The sequence below is a fragment of the Prevotella sp. BV3P1 genome, from assembly GCF_000479005.1.
Lineage (GTDB): Bacteria > Bacteroidota > Bacteroidia > Bacteroidales > Bacteroidaceae > Prevotella.
Genome location: NZ_AWXC01000024.1, coordinates 1 through 24,502, shown reverse-complemented (window position 1 = coordinate 24,502; position 24,502 = coordinate 1). Strand labels below are relative to the sequence as shown.

General features: G+C 40.5%; 21 protein-coding genes and 4 pseudogenes. 18 read left to right on the top strand and 7 right to left on the bottom strand.

Features of this window, described 5'->3' with window-relative positions:
- Nucleotides 1-75: 75 nt before the first annotated feature.
- From HMPREF1254_RS04590 to HMPREF1254_RS04570, 6 genes are all read right to left on the bottom strand, one after another.
- Entirely contained in the window at nt 76-2,427 is a 2,352-nt protein-coding gene (locus HMPREF1254_RS04590; RefSeq protein ID WP_023057491.1) for a bifunctional dihydroorotate dehydrogenase B NAD binding subunit/NADPH-dependent glutamate synthase, read from the bottom strand.
- Nucleotides 2,428-2,466: 39 nt separating this feature from the next.
- Entirely contained in the window at nt 2,467-2,673 is a 207-nt protein-coding gene (locus HMPREF1254_RS11985) for a hypothetical protein (protein ID WP_023057475.1), read from the bottom strand.
- Between the two features lie 15 nt (nt 2,674-2,688).
- On the bottom strand, nt 2,689-3,978 hold the full coding sequence (serS, locus tag HMPREF1254_RS04585) for a serine--tRNA ligase (protein WP_023057476.1): 1,290 nt from the start codon (nt 3,976-3,978) through the stop codon (nt 2,689-2,691).
- A 257-nt stretch (nt 3,979-4,235) separates the two neighbouring features.
- The gene (locus tag HMPREF1254_RS04580; RefSeq protein ID WP_231385803.1) at nt 4,236-4,940 is read right to left on the bottom strand and encodes a porin family protein; all 705 of its coding nucleotides are present in this window, start codon (nt 4,938-4,940) and stop codon (nt 4,236-4,238) included.
- A gap of 58 nt (nt 4,941-4,998) precedes the next feature.
- Entirely contained in the window at nt 4,999-6,147 is a 1,149-nt protein-coding gene (locus HMPREF1254_RS04575) for a PCMD domain-containing protein (protein WP_023057501.1), read from the bottom strand.
- A 240-nt stretch (nt 6,148-6,387) separates the two neighbouring features.
- Nucleotides 6,388-6,855 (bottom strand): hypothetical protein, encoded by a 468-nt coding sequence (locus HMPREF1254_RS04570; protein WP_023057490.1) that lies wholly within the window; start codon nt 6,853-6,855, stop codon nt 6,388-6,390.
- A 132-nt stretch (nt 6,856-6,987) separates the two neighbouring features.
- On the opposite strand from HMPREF1254_RS04570, the gene HMPREF1254_RS04565 reads away from it, so the two are divergent.
- The 4 genes and pseudogenes from HMPREF1254_RS04565 to HMPREF1254_RS04555 form a co-directional block, all read left to right on the top strand.
- The gene (locus HMPREF1254_RS04565; RefSeq protein ID WP_023057494.1) at nt 6,988-7,791 is read left to right on the top strand and encodes an MBL fold metallo-hydrolase; all 804 of its coding nucleotides are present in this window, start codon (nt 6,988-6,990) and stop codon (nt 7,789-7,791) included.
- A gap of 521 nt (nt 7,792-8,312) precedes the next feature.
- Nucleotides 8,313-8,492, top strand: a pseudogene (locus HMPREF1254_RS12295) (IS30 family transposase); the annotation flags it as partial.
- Between the two features lie 43 nt (nt 8,493-8,535).
- Complete coding sequence (locus tag HMPREF1254_RS04560) at nt 8,536-9,183, top strand: hypothetical protein (protein WP_023057485.1); 648 nt, start codon at nt 8,536-8,538, stop codon at nt 9,181-9,183.
- A gap of 51 nt (nt 9,184-9,234) precedes the next feature.
- Nucleotides 9,235-9,471: pseudogene (locus HMPREF1254_RS04555) on the top strand (peptidoglycan DD-metalloendopeptidase family protein); the annotation flags it as partial.
- Between the two features lie 98 nt (nt 9,472-9,569).
- On the opposite strand, the pseudogene HMPREF1254_RS12510 reads toward HMPREF1254_RS04555, so the two are convergent.
- A pseudogene (locus tag HMPREF1254_RS12510) lies at nt 9,570-9,723 on the bottom strand (IS982 family transposase); the annotation flags it as partial.
- 38 nt (nt 9,724-9,761) lie between these two features.
- On the opposite strand from HMPREF1254_RS12510, the gene HMPREF1254_RS04550 reads away from it, so the two are divergent.
- From HMPREF1254_RS04550 to rpmA, 14 genes and pseudogenes are all read left to right on the top strand, one after another.
- Nucleotides 9,762-10,607, top strand: a complete 846-nt coding sequence (locus HMPREF1254_RS04550; RefSeq protein ID WP_023057503.1) for a hypothetical protein — start codon at nt 9,762-9,764, stop codon at nt 10,605-10,607.
- A gap of 374 nt (nt 10,608-10,981) precedes the next feature.
- Entirely contained in the window at nt 10,982-11,575 is a 594-nt protein-coding gene (locus HMPREF1254_RS04545; protein WP_023057479.1) for a hypothetical protein, read from the top strand.
- Between the two features lie 279 nt (nt 11,576-11,854).
- Nucleotides 11,855-12,040, top strand: a complete 186-nt coding sequence (locus tag HMPREF1254_RS04540) for a hypothetical protein (RefSeq protein ID WP_023057504.1) — start codon at nt 11,855-11,857, stop codon at nt 12,038-12,040.
- Between the two features lie 120 nt (nt 12,041-12,160).
- On the top strand, nt 12,161-12,562 hold the full coding sequence (locus HMPREF1254_RS04535; RefSeq protein WP_036878100.1) for a hypothetical protein: 402 nt from the start codon (nt 12,161-12,163) through the stop codon (nt 12,560-12,562).
- Nucleotides 12,563-12,682: 120 nt separating this feature from the next.
- Nucleotides 12,683-13,030, top strand: a complete 348-nt coding sequence (locus HMPREF1254_RS04530) for a DUF2019 domain-containing protein (protein ID WP_036878098.1) — start codon at nt 12,683-12,685, stop codon at nt 13,028-13,030.
- A 383-nt stretch (nt 13,031-13,413) separates the two neighbouring features.
- Nucleotides 13,414-14,250, top strand: coding sequence for a hypothetical protein (locus HMPREF1254_RS04525; protein ID WP_036878094.1), 837 nt, complete (start codon nt 13,414-13,416; stop codon nt 14,248-14,250).
- 385 nt (nt 14,251-14,635) lie between these two features.
- Entirely contained in the window at nt 14,636-18,307 is a 3,672-nt protein-coding gene (ileS, locus tag HMPREF1254_RS04520; RefSeq protein WP_023057483.1) for an isoleucine--tRNA ligase, read from the top strand.
- A 71-nt stretch (nt 18,308-18,378) separates the two neighbouring features.
- On the top strand, nt 18,379-18,759 hold the full coding sequence (locus HMPREF1254_RS04515) for a TraR/DksA family transcriptional regulator (protein WP_023057477.1): 381 nt from the start codon (nt 18,379-18,381) through the stop codon (nt 18,757-18,759).
- Between the two features lie 37 nt (nt 18,760-18,796).
- Nucleotides 18,797-19,450, top strand: coding sequence for a lipoprotein signal peptidase (locus tag HMPREF1254_RS04510; protein ID WP_023057484.1), 654 nt, complete (start codon nt 18,797-18,799; stop codon nt 19,448-19,450).
- Nucleotides 19,443-20,381, top strand: coding sequence for a DUF4296 domain-containing protein (locus HMPREF1254_RS04505; RefSeq protein ID WP_023057500.1), 939 nt, complete (start codon nt 19,443-19,445; stop codon nt 20,379-20,381). The genes HMPREF1254_RS04510 and HMPREF1254_RS04505 overlap by 8 nt, the downstream gene beginning before the upstream one ends.
- Before the next feature lie 29 nt (nt 20,382-20,410).
- Nucleotides 20,411-22,114: a dipeptidase gene (locus HMPREF1254_RS04500; protein WP_023057487.1), complete on the top strand. Its 1,704-nt coding sequence runs from the start codon at nt 20,411-20,413 to the stop codon at nt 22,112-22,114.
- Between the two features lie 199 nt (nt 22,115-22,313).
- A pseudogene (locus tag HMPREF1254_RS12505) lies at nt 22,314-23,198 on the top strand (IS30 family transposase); the annotation flags it as partial.
- A 201-nt stretch (nt 23,199-23,399) separates the two neighbouring features.
- A complete protein-coding gene (gene rplU, locus HMPREF1254_RS04490) occupies nt 23,400-23,717 on the top strand; it encodes a 50S ribosomal protein L21 (RefSeq protein WP_023057488.1) in 318 nt (105 codons plus the stop codon).
- 20 nt (nt 23,718-23,737) lie between these two features.
- On the top strand, nt 23,738-24,028 hold the full coding sequence (gene rpmA / locus HMPREF1254_RS04485) for a 50S ribosomal protein L27 (RefSeq protein WP_023057497.1): 291 nt from the start codon (nt 23,738-23,740) through the stop codon (nt 24,026-24,028).
- The last annotated feature ends 474 nt before the right edge of the window (nt 24,029-24,502 follow it).

The window sequence follows — 24,502 nt, the reverse complement described above, 5'->3', positions numbered from 1 at the left end:
AGTAAGTCATAAAGAATGCAAAAATGTAGTGACTTATAAAGAAGCCGTTCGTCCTACATGCAGTCTTTATGTCTGTCACTGAGCAGCTGTTAGTTGCATATCCATATTTGCAGCAGCTCTTCTGCCATCACCCATGGCAAGAATCACGGTTGCGCCTCCGCGTACGATGTCGCCTCCTGCATAAATTTCTGATCTGCTGGACTGCATCTGGTCATTGACGACAATGGTGTTTTTACGACCAAGTTCCAGTCCCTGGATAGATTTTGGTACCAGTGGATTTGGAGATACACCGACAGCCACAACAACCTGGTCGACTTCTATCGTTACTGTTTGTCCTTCGACTGGCACAGGACTTCGACGACCACTGGCATCAGGTTCTCCCAATTGCATGACTTGTAAAACGGCAGCGCTGACAGCACCTCTTTCATCCGTGAGATATTCAATAGGATTATGCAGGCACATGAAATGGATGCCTTCTTCTTTGGCATGTTTAACTTCTTCAAGTCGGGCAGGCATTTCTGCTTCAGAGCGACGGTAGACCAGTGTAACATCAGCTCCTAAGCGTTTGGCTGTTCTACATGAGTCCATGGCTGTGTTGCCTCCTCCAACGACCATCACTTTCTTTCCAAGATTGATGGGTGTGTCAGCATTAGCATTGGCGGCATCCATAAGATTGATACGGGTCAGGTATTCGTTGGATGACATGATGTTAATGGCATTCTCTCCTGGTATTCCCATAAAATTAGGTAGTCCTGCACCCGATCCCACAAAGATGCCTTTGAAATCTTTTTCTTTGAGTTCTTCAATAGAAAGGGTTTTCCCAATGATGCAGTCGGTTAAGAAATGAACGCCCATTTTCTGGAGATTTTCTATTTCAACGTCGACGATGGCATTAGGAAGGCGGAATTCTGGAATTCCATATTTCAGCACGCCACCTATTTCATGCAGTGCCTCGAACACATGAACTTGATAGCCTCGCTTAGCCATATCCCCAGCGAAGCTCAAGCCTGCAGGTCCTGAACCGACCACAGCCACCTTAATACCGTTGTCAGTTTGCATTTCAGGGATAGACGTGTTTCCACTTTCCCGTTCATAATCGGCGGCAAAACGTTCCAGGTAACCAATGGCGACAGCGGGTTCATTCATCTTCAGATGAATACATATGCTTTCGCATTGTTTCTCTTGTGGGCAAACTCTGCCACATACTGCGGGTAGGGCAGATGTGTTCTTCAACACTTTGGCAGCTGCCAAGAATTGCCCTCGCTCTATATTCTTGATAAAAGAAGGAATGTTGATGTTGACTGGACAACCTTCCACACAGGTAGGCTTAGCACAATCTAAGCAGCGTTTGGCTTCTGTCATGGCCATTTCTTTCGTAAGACCTAAGTTTACCTCTTCCGTCCTGGTTGTTGCTCGATATGCTGGATCCAGTTCTGGCATTTGCACGCGAGCGATGCTCTTCCGCTCTTTTGTCTTCATGGCATCCCGTAATGTCTTTCTCCATTCCGCATTGCGATCGGTTAGCGTCGAGATACCTTCTTGTGTCGGCTCTACATCCATTTTAATGGTGGGCGTGTGCTTCTCCAGTACACCTTCTATCTCATTAAGATGATCTTGCAAATGTTCAAGTTCTTCTTTTTCAACATCCTTAAATGTGTTCATGCGTTTGAACATTTCATCCCAGTCAACCAATGCACCATCAAATTCAGGACCATCAATGCACACGAATTGTGTTTTGCCTCCAATCGTCAATCGACAGGCACCACACATGCCCGTTCCATCTACCATGATGGTGTTGAGAGATACATCTGTAGGTATGTTATATTTTTGTGTAAGAAGACAGCAAAACTTCATCATGATGGGAGGTCCGATAGCAAATGCCTTGTCGATATGTTCCTGTTTGATCAAATTCTCCATGCCCACCGTTACGACACCTTTCTCGCCATAGCTGCCATCGTCGGTCATGATGATTGTTTCATCAGAATTCGCTCTTACTTCATCTTCTAATATAATGAGGTCTTTGCTCCGTCCTGCCAACACCGACAGCACCTTGTTTCCAGCCTCCTTCAATGCTTTGATGATGGGCAGCATAGGGGCAACGCCAACGCCACCACCCGCACAAAGTACGGTACCAAACTTTTCTATATGTGTAGCATTGCCCAAGGGACCTACCACATCAGTAACATAGTCACCTTCATTCAAATTACATAGCTTCATGGAGGACAGACCAACCTTCTGCACAACCAATGTGATGGTTCCGCGTTTGATGTCTGCATCGGCGATGGTCAGTGGCATGCGTTCGCCTTTGTGGCCTACACGAACGATGACGAAATTGCCGGCTCTTCTGCTTTTGGCAATGAGTGGAGCCTCAATCTCGAAGAGAAAAACTTTCTCAGAGAACTGTTCTTTTCGGATAATTTTATTCATAGTATGTTTTAATAGATTGTTATAGTTCAAATTGATAGTCTAAGGAAAACAAATGTTTGACAGCCGCCTCTCCATATCAACCCCCGCCTTGATGCTGTTCTTGCAATCAAGGTCACCGTTAAACATGGCCGCATAGAGCACTCCTCCATACGGTTTGATGGTGGTGACGCCCGTTGCATGCTGTGCGACACAGTTCATGGAGAAGATTAGAAGAGATGAGATGAGTATATATTTGCAATATCTCATCACGGCTGTCTTATCTTAGAAGTTTTGATCGTCAATCATCTCGAATCCACAGTAGGGGACAAGTACTTTTGGTACACGAATGCCTTCTGGTGTCTGATTATTTTCTAAAATGCTGGCAACAATACGTGGCAAGGCCAATGCCGAACCATTAAGCGTATGACAAAGTTCTATCTTGCCATCTTCGGCATGGCGATAGCGACACTTCAGACGGTTGGCTTGATAACTTTCGAAGTTTGATACGGACGAAACCTCCAGCCATCTTTTCTGAGCTGCACTCCATACTTCAAAATCGTAGCATATCGACGATGTGAAACTCATGTCACCACCACATAATTTCAAAATATGATAGGGGAGTTCCAGTTTCTTGCATAATCCCTCTACGTGCTCTAACATTTCGTTGAGAGATTCATAAGAATGCTCTGGCTTGTCTATTCTAACAATCTCCACTTTATCGAATTGATGCAAACGATTGAGTCCGCGTACATCTTTTCCATACGACCCTGCTTCACGACGGAAACATGCTGAATAAGCACAGCGCTTGATAGGCAGGTCTTTCTCATCGAGAATCTCGTCACGGAAAATGTTCGTCACAGGAACCTCTGCTGTTGGTATCAGATACAGGTCATCCAACTGTACATGGTACATCTGGCCTTCTTTGTCAGGCAGCTGACCTGTGCCATAACCAGATGCTTGATTCACAACAAATGGAGGTTGTACCTCGAGATAGCCGGATTTACGAGCCTCTTCGAGGAAAAATGCTTCGAGAGCCCGTTGGAAACGGGCCATCTTGCCGATGTATAAGGGGAAACCCGCACCCGTGATTTTAACACCCAGGTCAAAATCAATGAGATTAAACTTCTTACACAAGTCCCAATGACACAAAGCATCATCACCAAGTTCTGGCATCACTCCTCCTTCTTTCACAACGACGTTGTCTGATGCATCTTTACCTTCTGGGACATCTTCGTTTGGGATGTTAGGAATAGTATAAAGTAGGGTAGTGAGGTCGTTCTCAGCTGTTTCCATTGACTGTTGAAGACCTTTAGCTTCTTCTTTCAACTTTGCAACCTGCTCTTTCACCTCATTGGCTTCATCCAATTTCTTATCTTTCATGAGCCCGCCTATCTTTTTGGAGAGCAAATTAGCTTGTTGCTTGTTCTTGTCAAGTTTTTGTTGGGATTCTCGACGAAGCTTGTCAATAGCGAGTACCTGATTGACAGTTTCTCTTGCTCCTTCAAAATGTTTCTTTTCTAATCCTTTGATCACACGTTCAGTTTCTTCACTGATGAGTTTAAGTGTAAGCATATTTATATTTTTTTTGTAAAAATTTCCTACTGCTGACAAAGTTACTATTTTTAATTAAATATTATTCATTAAATACTAATATTTTAATGGAACTTTCTACAAAGTAAGAGCCTAGTATCAAATATCGATACCAGGCTCGCTGTTTTTTGTTGATATGGCGAATCATTCAATCCATGTGTCTATCGTACCCTGTAAGGAAGTTGACGGGCGACAGCTACGCTGAATAGCGTAGCATGACTTCATGTCTTCTTGTATTCCTAATGTTTACTGATTCTGTAAATCACACCAAATGTGCCATAAACCGGATATAGTGTCTGTTCAATCGTCTTGAACGAACGCTTGAAAATGCCGTTGAGTCCCCAATTCAAATCGGCATATAAACCAAAACTGCGGTAAATATTGCAATCTATTCCAGCAGATATGCCAACCTGAAAGCGTCTCATGTGTTCAGAAAAGTCATAAATTCCCCTTGTTCCAGGATCGCTACCCATCTCGATTCTGGGCCCAGTTGGATCTCCTACCCGTAGGTGTCCGTCATATACGCTTCCTTCAAAGTCTTTTGAGAGCAGATACGACATATACAGTCCCATGCGCAGTTGTATTCTGTCGTTCACGTCGTAGGTAGCTTGTATAGGTAGGGTTATCATCCATTGCCGCACCTGCGTCTGCACATAGCCTGTGAACACCCCTTCCAATGACTCGCCTCCGCGAATCATTTCCATGTGGTAGTTCTTCACCTTGGCATCCACGTCCATATCTTTATTCTCCGCCCGAAGGCCCACCAGGGCACTCCATTTGCCATCGATGGTTTTACGGCCATCAAGTTCTATGGTTACATTATTATGCAACTTGTATGATTCAAGCAATCTAATGGTTGCAGGTAAACCGATGGGAGCGGTTCCTCCCAGGTTATATCCTATGCGGGCTTGAAGCTTAATATCCTTCAGAAAAGAATCTGCCATGCTGTTCAGCGACAAGCATCCCATCCACAATATGATTAATATAAACTTACGCATGCCGTCATTCCTCCTTTGTACAAATGATTCTTACTTCATCAATAGACAACTCACTGCCGATAGCTCCTTCAAACTGTGCGCCTCTCTCGCTGGACGAGAAGACTATGGTTAAATTGTATCCGCGGTTGGCCAAGATTCTTTCATCAGGTTGTTGCGTATAGTCGAAAACCACTTCAAAAGGTGTCCATTGGTCAGTAGTCTTCACTTCTGCCACCTTGGCGATGGCCAAGATGTGCTTGTTCGTCAAGACATCGTCCCCATACAGCGTTACGGGATTGTCCTGTTCGTCCACATTTCTATAAAACACAGCATAGATAGCGGCGCTGTCCGTGCGGTTTGGAACTATTTTTCGTTTCTTGTCTTGATACTTTATACCTGGCTTATACCGATACCATCCCGTCAGTTTGATGGGCTTTTTATCAAAAGGAATACCAAACTTTGTCGCTTTCATCGCGTCGTACACGGCCATTCCTAAATCGAAAGAACCTAAATACAGATTGCCTGCTGCCAGGGGCTTGCCTACCAAGGAACCTATCAAGCCAGTGCTTTTGGTAGTGAGTTTGGCATACGACCCACTGTGACCATCCTTCACGGGAACACTGGGATAACCCTCTGGTGGTGCCGAAACCCCGCTCATTCTAAACCCCGAATTACCCGTAGCCCAATAGTCGTGCCGCTGACCGTCTTCACCTATATCATACCAGGTATAGTATTTCAGTTCTTTCTGCTCCAACTCATAATGTTCAAAGTCAAATCGAATGGTGTCACTAACAGTCTGGACAACAGGAAAGAAGCTAACGGCATAGTGCCTGTTCCACTGCTTGTCCTCAGATGTTACCGTATAGATGACGGGGCCTTTACTGAAATCTTGAACCGAACCGTTTGCCGGAACAATGGTTGCCCCATCCGTCAATGTGAAGTGAGGAGCGATAGAGTTCAGGTCAGCATGACGTCTTACGCTGAAAATAATGATACTATCCGTGTAAGGAACTTGGAGTTTGCTGTCTGAAGAATGATAGAACATGTCCTCAGGCTTGCTTACCGAAACGGAAGCTTCAAGTATATCACACTCTGCATTCAGTGGTTCTTCTTTAAAACAAGAGGTAAACACAGCTGAAAGTGCGATGATCAATAAGTTCTGATAAAATTTCATTGTAACATAATCTTTTCGGCTGCAAAGTTATGCTTAATATCTTAATGGGGCAAACGAATGTCTTTAAAACTGTTCAAATAAAGGACAAAAATGGTGGATTTAATAACAATTTTTGAAATGTCATTGTACCCAATGAACTCAAACAGAATGAAATGTGACGACAATTGCGCGATGATGACCATTGCTTAGTCATATTCCCTTTATAACAGCCGTCAAAAGATACCTTTGAAATCAATACGATCAATCATTATGACGCGGGGAATCGGGCCTGGGTAGTTCGGTCAACCTCACTTTCCACAGCTTATTAAGCTGTACCAATTGCAGTGTATAGGTGGCAGATTCAACAAAATGTCCCACGGTACCTATTGAGTCCATTGACAAGAAATTCTCAACCTTCATGACCACTGAAGCCACCGAGTCACCTTTTTGATAATTGATTTCCTTGATTTCCGAACTGGCACCTTGCTCAGCACTTCGTAGCTTGTCTACGTCATCTTGTTTTACCTGTGATGCCGCATAACTAATCCATCTTTGTGAGGATGGGGTGCAATAAGCTAGTGCATCGTTGAATTGCCAGTTGAAATAGGTTTGGGCGAAAGAACTGGCCGTATCTCTGAGCTGCTCTTCATTCTTATGATCTTTACAAGCACAGAGGCCTATCAACACACAGCCTACTATCGTGAGGGAAATTGTCAATCTTATTTTCATCCGAAAAAACGTTCTATTGATGTACAAACAGTGCAAACCAACGATAAAGAGTATTCACTGTCTGATGCAAAGGTACCAAAAACTTTGTTCATGTCAAGCCTTTTGTTTACTTTTGTGCCAAATATTTCAAACATGTTAAAGTTCATTTGTTTGGGAAGTGGTAGCAGTGGAAACTGCTATTGTCTTTTTACAGAGAATGACGGCTTGATGATTGATGCCGGAATTGGCATTAGGCTATTAAAAAGGTCATTTAAAGAGTATGGACTATCACTTTCACAAATTCACCATATTTTAGTTACGCACGACCATGCCGACCATGTGAAATCCGTTGGGGCGATAAGCCTTGATTATCATTTGCCCGTCTACGCGACGCATCTTGTTCATGCGGGCATAGAGCGCAACTATTGTGTACATAAGAAGGTTGCACCGGCATACATGGAGGTCATAGATAAAGGACAACCGTTTCAACTGGGTGATTTCACCGTTACACCCTTTGGTGTGCCACATGACAGTTCTGACAATGTAGGCTATAAGATAGAATGCGGTAACATCGTCTTTACACTGATGACAGACATTGGTCATGTGACAGACGAAATGAAAACCGTCATCTCCGAAACGAATTATCTGGTCATAGAGGCCAATCACGACCCGAAGATGTTGATGTATGGCCCCTATCCCCAACATTTAAAAATTCGCATATCGGGCCCAAATGGGCATTTGGCTAACCAGGATTGTGCGCAAGCTTTGGCTGAGAACATGACCGAGCGGATGCGCCATGTGTGGCTGTGTCATTTAAGTGAAGAAAACAATCGTTATGATTTGGCACACGAAACGGTAGCACATATTTTGCGAACGAAAGGCATAGAGGCTGGAACAGACGTGCTGTTGGATGTGTTGAAGCGGAAATCGCCCAGCTCGCTATATAATTTGGAGTAATTGTTTGCCTATTCCCCGTTTGTTCGATTTTTTCCTCATTTTAGGGCCTTAAAACGGCACTTGCAAACTTTCAATCTAGGAAAAAACGATAGGTCGGAAGGATGCAAATATGCCTTAATTTTGTGACAAAAACCGATTTTCACCGAAAGAGCATTGAGTTTACCTCACTAAACGTATCACTTTGGCGGACTATTAGCATGCCTTTGCTCGTCAATAGCATGCCAAAAACACGCTTTAAGCAATGTTTTTGGCTTGAAAGTGCTTGAAATAAAGTTAAACGACTTTAACATAAAAGTATAATTCCTTGTGTATAAACGACGTACGGAAAACATTCAAATTTCGCGTATTTACGTCCATCAGCATGTTTGTTTGTCTATACGCCAAGGAGCGGAAGGCATGTTGTCAATAAAATTCAGAAAGATTTTCAATCCTTATTTTATTTTGTCTTCTTTCATACCGAGTGCCACAACAACAAACATTGCTGCCAAATAACAAAATGAGACGAATGAAATGCACCTACGCGAAAGGGAGCGATTGAGAATACAAATAAGCTAATCAGGCAATATATACCGAAAAAGGATTCGTTTGAACGTTATACAGACAAGAGAATAATGTCTATACAAAAGAAACTGAACGAAAGGCCGAGAGAAAAATTAAACTTTTCTACACCAAAACGAGAGTTCTTCAAACACGTTTTGTAATTTTGCGCTTGCTGGTTGACTCTACGCCGTAAAATGATGAATTATGATATTTGATAAAATAATAAAAGATTTACTTAATCTTAACTTTTTTTCTGAATATAAATTTAGAAAAAGAGACTCTTCCTTCTTGTTGAAGACAAAAGGTGGTAAGCAATTTATTGAGATGGATCACTGGATTGACGAAGCAATATCATCTCTCGTAATATACCCTATCTATGGTGTAAGATTCGATATTCTATCAAAATGGTTTGAGAAATTTAGTATGAAAAATTTGCAAGACCAAAGAGACGGACCCAGTATCGGTTTTTCAGGGGACATGCTATCTATGCAAGACAAGTTTTATTTCAACTTGAATGGGGAAAAATATGCAACCGATTTTAATGAATTACAAGCAAAAGTTCAAAAGTGTGCAGAATATGTCTTTTCAGAATATTCGTCACTTGATAATCTCTATAATAAAACAATATTGCCAATTTTAAACGGAGAGGTTTCTCTACCTGATGTTGGAGCTGACTGGATCTTTATTGATTTGGCTTTGTGTAAAATCGTAAATCCTTCAAATTTTCATAAGCTAAAACAGATAATTCTTTCCCATGTGAGAAAAATGTATATGCGTAAAGAACCGAACATATTGGATTATTATGATAATTTAGAAGATATTTTACAATATTTAGAATATACTCAATTATAAGTAGTGTTTTTTAGTATGCATATTATATGTTTATTTGTAGCATCAATTACAGATGCAGGCAAGAAGTTCCAACTGGCCAGTGTCCGTGATATCAACTACCGCACGGAAGAAACTCCTACGGACAGCACGAACATCAACAACGGACACAAGTACACCTATGATGCCAACGGAAACCTTGTCTACATCACCACCTCTCGTGTAAAGAAAGACAACAAGGAAGACGACAGGGCAAGTGAGCAGAAGTTCAAGTGGGACGAGGAGAACCGCTTGCTGGCAGCCGATGAGAATTATTCGTTTAAGCGAAAGCAGAGGCAAACTTGCTTGCACTATGCCGAGTGCAGCCAATCGTAGAGTAACGCTCAACGATTGTGCCAACGAGGGCAGAGGTTGACTTGATTTCCAGCATATTGCTTGCAGATTTCAAGTATTTTTTGGAACTTTGCCATGAGGTTGTGCATAACAATAATTTTATAACCTAATTGGGTTTGTACCACTAAGTTACTAAAAAGTCAAAGACGTGTACAATTTTTTATAAGAAATAAAAACGTCGAATTAATTCAACCAACAGGTAAATAATAATGAGAATATATATTTTAGTTCTGGGTATTTGTCTGTCATTGATAAACTGTACTGTTAAGGAAGGACCTTTTAGTCCTTCCTTGACAAAAACCCTTGACTATATTATAAAAAACCATCCTAATTACAAAGTTATTCAAATTCAAGCATCAGAAATAAACGGGCATAATCTCTTGTATGTATCAAGTTTAAATACTTACAATCCTAATTTCTTAGATGGTTATTTTATATATAAAGATAGATTGATAACATACTTTCAAACAGATAGCATAAATAGGCCTTATATAGTAAATAGGAATCAACTACATCTGTTCAAGGGTAGTATAGATAAATATAAAAATGCTCTCACATCTAATATTAACTCAGAGCCTATACAGGAAATATTTGAAATTAAGGATAAAAAGAACATAGTAAAAATAAAAAAACATTCATATTTGACGTGCAACACAAATGAAGTCAACAATTGTAATATCATTCTTAACAAGCATTTAGAACGACTCCTCACTTCATATATATGCAATAATCCTGCGGTATTATACGAACTACGTTTTTGGCAACAGGATAAGAGACAATATGTATTTTGGCGTCCAATGCCGTTATATGATAAAGATAAATATGATGGATATTTTTATTTAGGTAACCAATTAATTGTTTTGTATGGTACAAAATATTCTGATAAATTATTAAATGGGACATGGATTAAAAATGAACGTACAATACCAAAAGTTAGATATACAATTATTAATGATTGGGACTTTCCGTATCCTCTAAAATTAGAAGTTCTTCGAAATGGATCCATCAGAATAGTTTCGACAGAAGAGGGATTCTTTGTACGAGATAATTTATAAAGTCAGTTAAGGGGGAGCGCTCCAAACCGAAGGTTGTCACAATAATCATATGATTATCAATATGATTTTTAAAATATTAGGCGTAAAGGCAGGGATAGATTCTCTGCCTTTTGTTATATTTGTAGTCCAAAACAAAGAAAAATGAATATACAAGAACGCGTCGGCACTTTGCGCTCCAGATTGGAAGTGAAAAACTCAAGTTTTCAACACCAAACAAGAGTTTTATAAATGGATTGACTAATTTTGCACTTGCTGGTTGACTCTACGCACCATAGATGATTTTACCGAGTAGCAAATATTTATTAACATTCCCCTCATTGATTCATTTGGAAAATTATACCATGAGATCAATGAAGGGGTAATAGAATGTATTTATGAAATTATTAGTAGTATTATTTGTAATTTGCATGTATTCATGTGGGCTTCCATATTGTAAAAAAATAAAATTAACAAATTGTGATTTAGAATGGGTAAAACAATATACTAAAGGAGACAGTCTCTATTTCATTTTGAACGATATGAAAACTGATACGATGATAGTCCAAGAAACTCGTGTCCTTAATCCCCAAAATACTTGTATTTTTGACACAGAGGGCTGCAACTGGCTCGAAGGTGACAATACCTTTTATGGTACGGCAATAAATATCATGACATTGAAACATAACGGCAATGATTTGGATGTATGGTTTGAAATAACAAAAAGGGAAAAGAACGGAGATTTACTATGTAATATTATTTTTGGGAGTTGGTCTTGGTCTACTTTTCCAGGGATGAGACTTTCTCCCCAAAGCTATACAATAAAAAACAAAAGATATACTGATTGCATTGTTGTAGACGAAAAGGATATTCTTTTAAACAAGGTTGGGACTCCTATATTTAAGTTGACAAAATTGGTGTGGAGCAAACACTTTGGCCTTCTTATGTATGAGATAGACAATAGATATCGGTATTTCATAAGTAACTTATAGATAATGCTCCAAATTTGGAGCTATCAAATTAATCATCTGATTATCAATTTAATTTTTAAAAGATTAAGCATAAAGGCAGAGAAAGATTTTCGGCCTTTTGCTATATTTGTAGTCCAAAACAAAGAAAAATGAATATACGAGAACCCTTCGGCACTTTGCACTCCAGATTGGAAGTGAAAAACTCAAGTTTTCAACACCAAACAAGAGTTTTATAAAAGGATTGACTAATTTTGCACTTGTTGGTTGACTCTATGTGGTCCTATTAAAGGTGTATCGTATATGACAAAGAGTGGAAATGAAGGGGTTTTCCAGAAGTCTAATGTAGAAAATGTAGGCAGTTCAACAGAGGCACATGAATTTGGCATAGCTTGGGGCTTTGGCCTGGAACAATTGATGGACATCCAAAAGGAAATCTTATCGGCAAAGGACAACCAGATATTATGTATCCAAGAGGAACTAAAATAGATCCCCACTATCGCTATAATCCTAAAGCTAATTCTAGTCAAAGCGGCGGAACCTTAAACCCTGACAAACGTAAAGTTCTACAGAGTGACATAGATATGCTCCATTTAGAAAAATTAAATTATGACAAAAATGGAAGATCACAACTTGGAAGTAGCACAAGTGCTTTTTGGCAATAAATTCTTTAATATATTAACTTGTTGCATTCTCTTTGTATCTTGTACTCCGAAGAAAAACCATAATATAACAATATCTAAAGAGAGGTTGTATGGGGAATGGGTGTTAATGAGAGGCGAAAAACAGGTTAATTATCCTTATATTGAATTTTTTGACAATGATAGTGCTGTTTTCCATTCACGCGCAGATACAATATATCAATTTATATTTTCCATAAGAAAAGACTCATTATATCTTGTAGATATTTATGGGAAGAAATATGTAAATAAAATCATGGAACTAAATGACAGGAGTGTAATATTTGAAGGTATTGCGGATGTCACTAAGACTCAAGTATATGAAAAATGAATGATTATATTTCAGATTAGGTAATGTCCCAAATCAGGAGTTGTCAAAATAAAAAGAACAACAAACGTGGCACACAAACGACAATGCACGACAGCGATAAGAAACATTAAAGAAATTTGAATGGAATCCTTAAAAAAAATAGAAGCGGCTTGCAGGAGATTTGAAGAAGCTGCGATAAAGCATGCTGAAGCAACAGAAACAGGTAATTACGCACAAACAAACAAAAGCTATCAGGTAATAGCTAAAAGTGCTCGTTATTTAAAAGAGACAAATAGCCTAAAGCACTTGTCTAAACTTCTAGATAGCGAATCTGTTGGTGTTCGCATGTGGGCTGCAACATATCTTTTGCCTATTTTTGAACGCAATGCTATGCAAATATTGCAAAGTATTGCAAGTGGCAATAATATTCATTCGCTAACAGCTAAAATGACTATAGATGAGTGGGAAAAAGGGACCCTAATATTATAACTCAGTAATGCTCCAAATTGGGAATTATCAAAATAATCATCTGATTATCAATATGATTTTTAAAATATTAGGCATAAAGGCGGGGATAAATTCTCTGCCTTTTGCTATATTTGTAGTCCAAAACAAAGAAAAATGAATATACGAGAACGCGTCGGCACTTTGCACTCCAGATTGGAAGTGAAAAACTCAAGTTTTCAACACCAAACAAGAGTTTTATAAAATGATTGACTAATTTTGCACTTGCTGGTTGACTCTGCCACTCTTCAAATACATACTCAAAAAGGTCAATACAGCCAAAAACAGTTGCGGCAATTAAAAGAAAAATTGAACGAATATATTAACACCAACAATTTAAATGTCAACGTAAGTGTTGATCAAATAAAATGACAGAAAAGTATTGCTGCGAATTAATTATCAAGATAGAAGCTCAAATGATAGTAGATTTATTATCAAATGGTATAACTCTACTAGACTTTGAGCCTGTGAGAATGGATCTTTATTTTAATGAATTTAAGCAACCGAGAGATTTTATACAATATAATAGAGAATATATATTGAATAATCTTTCTATCTCTGAAGTTGATGGAGGCATAACAACTCTTTCTTTATATGATAAATATTATAGAAATCAGCATATTACTCCATTTTTTAGATTCAGAATTTTTGACTCAACCTTAGAAAATGAAGTTATAACTTGCTCTTTTGCGTGGATTGCTTATGCTAATGTAGATTGGCTAATAAAAGATGAATTTGTTTTAGGGAAACTTCTTTTAAAAAATGAAGAGTTAGTTTATCTTATAGTATATAATCAAAACGATGCTTATCTGGAAACCCAAAAAAAGAAACAAAATATTAACAAGATTTTTTCTTTTCTAAGACAAGAAACTTGGGGAAGAAAAGAAATTGTTAATGGTTTAACTTTTATAGCAGCACCGCTAATGTATTTTGGTAGTGGATATAATAGTATTATACCAATTGAAGAATTAAAAAAACACGTTAAATCATCATTCATTGAAATAAATGGGAATGAAATAATAAAGATAGAACTATCACCTTTATATGAACCACCCCAAAAGCACAGAAATGAACAAAAAGAGTACTGGAAATCAACGAATCTTTATAAAAAAATAGAAAACTATAAAAAAATGACACAAGTCAATTTTGCAGATGTTTTTAAAAGAAGACAAAATATTGTAGCTATGGGTAAACGAAAATGGTAGGATAATGTGGGTAATACGGTAATGCTTCAAATCGGGAGTTATTGTGATAATCATCTGATTATCAATATGATGTTTAAATGGTTTGGCGTAAATGCAGGGAAAGATTCTCTGCCTTTTGTTATATTTGTAGTCCAAAACAAAGAAAAATGAATATACAAGAACGCGTCGGCACGTTGCACTCCAGATTGGAAGTGAAAAACTCAAGTTTCAACACCAAACAAGAGTTTTATAAAATGATTGACTAATTTTGCACTTGCTGGTTGACTCTACGTACGTTTTACTAAAACATTGCAGCGAATTCAAAATATTCTATAATTTTGTGCATCATAAGATTTTTTGTTACCTTTGCGCTTTAAATAATAACATACTCTAACAGAATATACTTATGGCTAAAAAATTTGCCGAGCATCAAGGGCTTGACTTGACCCATACTAACAAGGAAATCTTAGCAAAGTGGGAGGAAATGGATGTATTCCACAAGTCTATTGATGAGCGTGAAGGTTGTGAACAGTTCATCTTCTTTGAGGGTCCTCCATCGGCAAACGGTCATCCCGGCATTCACCATGTATTGGCTCGCGCCATCAAAGACACGTTCAACCGGTACAAAACCATGCAAGGGTTCCAAGTGCTGCGCAAGGCTGGATGGGACACTCATGGATTGCCCGTGGAACTGGGTGTTGAAAAAGAACTGGGCATCAATAAGAAAGATATCGACAACAAGGATTCTGAACATTATATCTCGGTAGAAGACTATAACCGTAAATGTCGTGAAAACGTCATGAAGTTCACGGAAGAGTGGCGAAAACTGACCGAAGAAATGGGCTATTTCGTAGACCTTGACCATCCTTACATAACCTACGACAACAAATATATTGAAACGCTGTGGTGGCTTTTGAAGCAACTTTACAACAACGGATTGATGTACAAGGGTTACACCATTCAGCCCTATTCGCCTGCTGCGGGTACAGGTTTGAGTTCGCATGAGTTGAATCAACCTGGCTGTTATCGTGACGTAAAAGACACCACCGTTACGGCAATGTTCAAGACGGATAACAATACGCTGGCTAAGCTCGATGCCGAGTTGGCAGCAAGCACCTGGGGAGCAACTTATTTGGTGGCATGGACCACCACGCCTTGGACACTTCCATCTAATACGGCACTCTGCGTAGGGCCAAAGTTTGATTATGTCTCGGTACGAACTTACAATCCTTACACGGCAGAGAAAATCAACATCATCATAGCAGCCGATCGTTTGAATGCCTACTTACCGGCGAAAGGACAGGTGGCTCCAGGTGATGAAATGCCCACATATAATAAAGGTGAGAAGGTAGTTCCTTATCAAGTGTTACGCCATTATAAAGGAAGTGACCTTGAGGGCTTGCGTTACGAGCAACTGATGCCATGGGTGAAACCTGCTGAGAAAGTGGACGTCAATGCGGCACCGTTTGTTCAGCAATATGCAAAGTCACATCCCGAGAAAGTGTTCCTGGGCGAAAATGGTAAAGACCAGTTTGTAGAGATGGCGAGTGAAGCCTTTAGAGTGATTCTTGGCGACTACGTTACTACAGACGATGGTACAGGCATTGTGCACATTGCACCAACCTTCGGTGCTGATGATGCCAAGGTGGCTAAGGACGCGCGGATACCAGGTTTGTATTTAATCAACAAGAAAGGCGATACTCGCCCCATGGTTGACCTGCAAGGAAAGTATTATCTTGTAGAAGAACTTGATGCAAACTTCGTGGAAAAATGTGTGGCCGTAGAAGCGTATGCACATCATGCCGGCGATTATGTGAAGAACTCGTATGATCCCAAGTTCAATCCCAAGGGGGTGTGGGATGTGGAAGCTTCAGAAAAAGCCGAAGACCTGAACGTCATCATGGTCATGGAGATGAAGATGGAAGGGACGGCATTCAGAATAGAGAAACACGTACACAGCTATCCACACTGCTGGAGAACAGACAAGCCCATCTTGTACTATCCGCTGGATAGCTGGTTCATCAAGGACACGGCCAAGAAAGAGCGGATGGTAGAACTGAACAACACCATCAACTGGCAACCAGAGTCAACGGGGTCGGGACGTTTTGGCAATTGGCTTGAAAACTTGAATGACTGGAACCTAAGTCGCAGTCGTTTCTGGGGAACACCCTTACCAATATGGCGCGATGAGAACAAAGGCGAGAAATGCATTGGCAGCTTGGCCGAACTATACGATGAGCTGGAAAAGAGCGTGGCAGCCGGTTACATGAAGTCGAACCCGTTGAAGGATCGAGGATTTGTACCCGGTGACTATTCGCAAGCCAATTATGACAAGATAGACTTGCACCGCCCATACGTGGACAACATCGTGTTGGTAAACGAACAGGGGCAGCCCATGTATCGTGAAAGCGACTTGATTGATGTTTGGTTTGACAGTGGTTCGATGCCCTACGCGCAACAGCATTATCCATTTGAAGGCGACATGGCCGAGGGCAAAACCATGCGTGATGCGCAGGATAGGGTAGTGACCGGAGAAGACGCCCGTAAGGCTATGGTTGAAAGTGCATATCATGGCACGCCTATTCCGCCCGCATTCTTCCCAGCCGACTTTATCAATGAAGGCGTGGATCAGACGCGTGGCTGGTTCTTTACCCTGCACGCCATTGCAACGATGGTCTTCGATTCAGTGGCGTTCAAAAATGTTATCTCTACAGGATTGGTTCTCGATGCCAAGGGCAACAAAATGAGTAAGCACCTGGGCAATGTCAAGAATCCATTCGACATGATTGAGAAGTATGGAGCTGATGCCGTTCGTTTTTACATGATGACCAACTCGGCCCCATGGGATAACTTGAAGTTTGATGAAGAAGGTGTTGACGAGGTGCGTCGCAAATTCTTCGGTACCTTATATAATACTTATTCATTCTTCGCTTTGTATGCCAACGTGGATGGTTTTGATCCAGTCACGACACAGTCAAACAAGGATCAAGCACCCGAGATTGACTTATGGATTATTTCGAAACTCAACTCCTTGATTAAAAACGTTGAGACCGCATTGAACGGGTATGACCCTACTCGTGCAGGCAGAATGATTGATAGTTTTGTCAATGACGACCTAAGCAACTGGTATGTTCGTCTCAACAGAAAACGTTTCTGGGGAAAAGAGATGAGTGCCGACAAACGTTCAGCATACCATACCCTGTATACCTGTTTGATGACCGTCAGCAAGTTGCTGGCTCCGTTCGCTCCGTTCTACGCCGACCAGTTATATCTTGATTTGGGAGGCAAAGCGGAGAGTGTGCACTTGGAACGTTTTCCTGTTGCAGATGAACAATTGGTCAATGAAGACCTGGAAGCACGCATGGACTTGGCACAGAAAGTCACAAGCATGGTGTTGGCGTTGCGTCGCAAAGTGAACATTAAGGTACGTCAACCATTGATGCAGATTATGATTCCTGCCATCGATGACGAACAAAAACGCCGAATCAATGCGATGGCAGATTTGATTAAGCGAGAGGTCAACGTAAAGGAATTGAACTTTATGGAAGGTGAAGGTTTGCTGGTGAAGAAAGTAAAGTGTAACTTCAGAACCATGGGCAAGAAGTTTGGAAAGCTTATGAAGGGGGTTGCTAACTTTATGAACAATGTTACCCAAGAGCAAATCGCATCTTTGGAGCATGACGGCAGCATCAGCTTTACCGTTGACGGTGAGGAAGTAACGGTTGAAAGAGATGACGTTGAAATCGTCAACGAGGATATTCCAGGCTGGTTGGTGTCCAACGAGGGCAATCTCACCGTGGCCTTGGAGGTTGAATTGACGGATGACCTGAAGAAAGAAGGCATGGCAAGAGAACTCATCAATCGTATTCAGAATCTACGCAAGGAAAGTGATTTTGAGATTACCGACCGAGTTAACGTGACTGTTTCTCCCTGTGAGCATACTGATGATGCCATACAGGCATTTAGCGATTACATCAAAAGTCAGGTATTGGCAGACAACGTGGTCGTTGAACCAAATGATGGGGTAGAGGTTGACTTTGACGATTTCAAACTTCATATTTTAGTAAAAAAAGTATAGTTTCATAACAACAAGTACGGTAAGGAGCGCAGGTTTGTAAGTTTCTGGCTGTACGTTTGAATTCATTTTATATGGAAGAAAAGAAAAGATATAGCGATGAAGAACTGGAAGAGTTTCGCGCTATCATACATGAAAAATTGAGTCTGGCCCGCAGAGATTATACAAGCATGATGAAACAAATCATGAATTCTGACGGTAATGACATCGATGATACGTCACCTACGTATAAGGCTCTTGAAGAGGGTAGTGCCACACAAACCAAGGAAGAGCTGGTACAGATGGCTAACCGACAGCAGAAGTTCATCCAAGGTTTGGAAGCAGCATTGGTGCGAATCAACAACAAAACGTACGGTATTGATCGGATGACGGGTGAATTGATTCCGAAAGAAAGATTGAAAGCTGTGCCACATGCCACTTTGAGTGTGGCATCAAAGAAAGCACGAAACCATTAATGCAGGCTGACATTCTAAGTATCGTAATCAGAAGTTGATGAAGAGATATATAACAGACGGAAAATTAGCGATAATCATAGTTGTGGCCATTTTGGTGATAGATCAGATTATCAAGATTTTGGTCAAGACCCACATGGCCTTGGATGACTCTATTCACATAGCAGATTGGTTCTACATCCGGTTCATCGAGAATAATGGAATGGCATACGGTATGACCTTTTTCAACAAACTGACGTTGAGCCTTTTCAGGTTAGTAGCCATCTCGGTGATTTCGTACTATGTGTATAAATTGGTGAAGCGTCCACAACCAAAAGGTTACATCATCTGTCTATCTATGATTCTTGCTGGTGCGATGGGGAATATCATCGACTCTATGTTGTATGGCTTGATATTCTCTCCATCCACACCTTATGACATCGCAGAGTTTGTGCCTTTCGGTTCAGGCTATGCAACATTTCTACATGGTAAGGTGGTGGACATGTTTTATTTCCCCATCATAGAAACGACATGGCCACAATGGATGCCACAATTTGGTGGGAAAGAGTTTATCTTCTTCTCACCCATATTCAATTTTGCAGATGCATGCATCAGTGTCGGCGTAGTTCTTTTGCTGCTTTTCTACCGGAAAGAATTGGAACACCTAGGAACTACCATGAAGGGAGAGGACCAAAATGAAGAATCACATGAGTGATCAATCGTCTAAATATTATTTGCTCTTTGCTTTCTTCTTGCTGGCAATGGTTTCGTGTACTCCCTCTGTGCCTGACCGTTACATTCAGCCAGACAAAATGGAAGATATCTTGTACGATTACCACATTGCCGATGCCATGTATCAATCGAATAGCGGCGAAGCAACTACCATGATTGCCTACAAAACCGCTGTATTGAAAAAGAATGGTGTGTCAGAAGCTGAGTTTGATAGTTCGATGGTTTACTACACAAGGCACACAAGATTGCTACAGAAAATATATGAATCTCTCTCAACAAGGCTGAGCAAGGAAGCACTGGCACTGGGAGCATCTGCAAGTGAGATTAATCAATATAGCTTAAATTCAGCGAATGGAGATACAACTAATGTGTGGATGGGAGAACGATCGATAGTGTTTTCTCCCTACAGACCTTTTAATCTGAGTTCCTTCACATTGAAGACTGATACAACCTATAAGGCTGGTGACAATTTATGGCTGAACTTTGATACACAGTTTATTTATCAAGATGGTTCACGAGAAGCTGTAGCGATGTTGTCTGTCAAGTTCAATAATGACAGCGTCAGTTCACAACATGTATATGTATCAACACCAAATCATTATACGCTTCAGATATCAGATGATAAGCACGTTGGTATTAAGGAAATCAAGGGATATTTCATACTTAATAAAGGAAATTCGTCTGATGCATATAGCACAACGTTTAAGCTTATGATAATCTCAAACATCAGTTTGATTAGAATCCATGCACCGAAACCGAAGCGCACAGGAGAAGCACCTGCTGACTCTACTTCTTCTGACACGAGACACAAAGGCGAAAATGATTCGCTGAAATCGTCGCTTCCAACATCGGCATCATCACAAAGAATGCAAAATGTCAATGAAAAAGTACCAGCATCAGCTACAATAAGATAGGCTTTTTTATAAACACTATTATACCATATATGATTATGATGAGATTTATTTTTTCCAAGAGTGATCATAACGTTAATTCGCTATGTACGAAAGTATTTTTCACGATAGTTTGTGCACTTATCTTCAACCTGCAGAACATTTTGGCCTGTACGAACTTTATTGTGGGAAAGAAGGCCTCTGCAGATGGCTCAGTTATATGTTCTTACAACGCAGATGATTATGGGTTGTTTATTGGCTTGTGCCATTTCCCCGCAGGCAAACATCAACCTGGCACGATGCGTGATATCTACGATTGGGATAATAACGAGTATCATGGCCAAATTCCAGAAGCAGCTGAAACCTATAACGTCATTGGCAACATCAATGAATATCAAGTAACAATTGGAGAAACCACTTATGGTGGAAGGGAAGAAATGGTTGATTCAACTGGCATAATCGACTATGGTTCACTGATATACATCGCGTTGCAACGATCAAAAACAGCACGGGAAGCAATCAAGGTGATGACCACTTTGACCAATCAATATGGATATAACAGTGAAGGAGAGACTTTTACCATTTGTGATCCCAATGAAGCTTGGATCATGGAAATGATGGGGAAGGGGCCTGGTAGTAAAGGCACCGTATGGGTAGCCATGCGTATTCCTGATGACGCTATATGTGGACATGCAAACCAAAGTCGCATCTCGAAGTTCAACATGAAGGATAAGAAGAACGTCATGTATGCGAAAGACGTTGTTAAATTTGCAAGGGAAAAAGGTTGGTATTCAGGAAAAGATGCTGACTTTTCTTGGAAAGATACTTATGCGAAGCCTGACTTTTCTGGCAGAAGATTCTGTGATGCTCGCGTATGGAGTTTCTTCAATCATTTCCAAGATATGACTCGCTATTTGCCATGGGCAATGGGCAAAGATCCAAATGCAGAAGACATGCCACTGTGGATTTATCCAAAGAAGAAAGTTAGCGTGCAAGACATCCAAAAATGCATGCGTGATCATTACGAAGGTACGCCGCTTGCTTTGGACAGTGTTGACATTGGTGGGGGGATTTGGCAGATGCCATACCGGCCCACACCGTTGATGTATAAAGTTGGTGACAAACAGTATTTTAATGAAAGGCCTACGTCTACTCAACAATCTGCATTCTCCTATGTCAGCCAGATGAGAAACTGGTTGCCACGTGAAATTGGTGGACTTCTTTGGTTTGGCAATGATGATGGAAACATGGTTGCATATACTCCTATCTATTGCGGAAATACAACACAACCAGAGTGTTACAACACACCAGGTGCAGATGCTGTTACATTCTCAGATAAAAATGCGTTTTGGGTTTGTAATTGGGTTAGCAACATGGTTTATCCGCGATATTATCAGATGTTTGGAGACCTTCAAACAGTCCGTGATTCTTTGGAATCATCGTATTTTAACAATCAACAAGAAATTGAAGCTGAAGCTCAAAGACGATATAACTCCAACAAACTTGATGCAATTAATTATCTTAATGATTATTCCAACAAAAAAGCGCAAGAGATGCTTGGGCGATGGAAGCAACTTGCAATACATTTGATTGTGAAATACAACGACATGACAATAAAGCCAGAAAAAAACGGAAAATTCTTAAAAACAAAGACAGGACTCGGAGCTAAAGTCAAACGTCCCGGCTTTCCAAAATCATTTGCAAAGGAACTTGTCACTCGCACTGGAAATAAATATTTGGTTAAAGAAGAAAACTGACACTGCACTTACGCAGTCATGGGGTTTATGAAACATTCTCTCTTTTTGTACATAACCTGTATTATGATAAATGCAAAAGAGCTGTTTAATATAAGCACAAAGGTAAGAAAAATATTTGATGTTAGTGCTGAGACAGAATTTGTCATGAACAATATTGCTGAATAGTTACATCATCGCTAATTCCAATTAGAAGTGCAATAGTTATATCGCCGGAATCATCGGCGTAAATGTAAGTAATGTTTCACGTGAGAAACGACGTAATTCCAACTCCAAAAGAGTATATGACCCTCGTACGGCCGTACTGAAGGCCAAGCGGCGTAAGGCTCGGAATCCCGGTAACCATAGCATACCGCTTTATGTGCGTAGCTGCGTCTTCGAGTTGATCCGTACGGAACAATGGTCACCCGAGCAGGTATCCGGATGGCTTGAGAGGGAAGAAGGCATCATGGTGTCAAAGTCTACCATATACAATTGGATAGGAGCACTCTCTCCGCATACCAAGGATAATGTCAGGAAACACCTCAGGCGTGGAGGAAAACAAGCACGAAAGACCTCCAAGGATGTTAATTCCCCCTATTCCCAATCGGGTATCCATTGAGCAAAGGCCAGAGGATGCCAGCGGACAGACCATGGGCGATTGGGAAATGGACACCATCGTGGGGAAGGACGGCAAAGGTGCCATCGTGACGTTGGTGGAAAAGAAAAGCAGCTTTATGCTCATGGAAAAACTCGACACGGGAAAGCAAGCCGTACCACTGGCACATACCGTTGTCAACTTGCTCAAAGAACTACCTGTGCCCATAAGAACAATAACCACTGATAACGGGTCGGAATTTGCTGCCCACGAGATAATCGCAAGGGAATTAGGGACGGTTGTTTATTTTGCCCATCCGTACTGTTCCTGGGAAAAGGGAGTATAGAAAATATGAACGGACTTATCAGGCAATATATACCCAAGAAAACAGATTTCAGGGGAATATCAAAAAAATACATCAAGGAAATTATGGAAAAATTAAATAACAGACCCAGAAAGAAAAACGGATTTATAAAGCCGAGAGAGATGATTAAAACAAAAATAGTATAACTTTGCACTTGCTTATGGAATCCGCCCATACATGTTCTCGTGTTAATCTCTCTTAAAATTAGTGTTTAGTTTGACCATTTCACCGGATTACAATGAAAAAATGAGTACCTTTGCAACTGATTTAGTCCGTTAAGGCCAAAATAAGTACAGATAGGTATATCAGTCGCCTTGCGGAAGAAAACCGTTTATTAATAAATAATAATGTACGCAATCGTAGAAATTAACGGTCAGCAGTTTAAAGTTGAACAAGGAACAAAGCTTTTTGTTCACCACATCAAAGATGTTGAGAGTGGAAAAACTGTTGAGTTTGACAAGGTACTCCTGGTAGACAATGAAGGAGCTATCACTGTCGGCACACCTACTGTAGAAGGTGCAAAAGTAGTAGTAGAAGTTGTGAACCCTCTTGTGAAAGGTGACAAAGTCATCGTTTTCAAGATGAAGCGCCGCAAAGACAATCGTAAAAAGAATGGTCATCGCGAGCAGTTCACTGAAGTAGAAGTTAAACAAGTAATCGCTTAAAATTTAGGAGGAATTCAACAATGGCACATAAAAAAGGTGTAGGTAGTTCTAAGAACGGCCGTGAATCTGCTTCACAGAGATTAGGCGTCAAGATTTGGGGTGGACAGAAAGTTATTGCCGGGAACGTTATTGTTCGCCAGCGTGGTTCTAAGCATAACCCTGGAGAGAATGTTGGCATGGGTAAGGATGACACTTTATACGCTCTTACCGATGGTGTTGTTTATTTCCGTAAAGGACGTAAAAACAAAAGTACAGTATCTGTTCTCTCACCAGAAGCTTACGCTGCAAAAATGAAAGAGGCTGAAGCTTAATTAATAAAAAATTATTCCAAACAAACATCAGGTTTCCCAATTCTCATTCGAGGATTGGGATTCTTGTTTAAGGAATTTTCCAGACTAACGCGTGATTGTGGCCATGAAGTAACCGAGATTCTGGTCGGTAGAAGCCATTCTCGTGAAGTGCCTTCCTTTTTTATTCGTTGAACACAAGCCCCTGTCTTTGGCCTCCTCACCACTAACTTGCTACCGTCAAAAGCAAACCAGAAGGTTGGACTAACTCGATCTATCATCTACAACATTTTTAAATCGCCCAAATACCTGTCAAGCATTCGATATTTTCATGAGCATATCCAGGCGAGTGGTGCCGACCTGATCGTCAATTTTTATGAAGTTCTCACGGGATTAACCTATTTTCTTTTTCGGCCCGGCATACCAGAAGTAAGCATCGGTCATCAGTACATGTTTTTGCATCCATCCTACCCTTTCCCGAAAAAACATAAAGTTAGG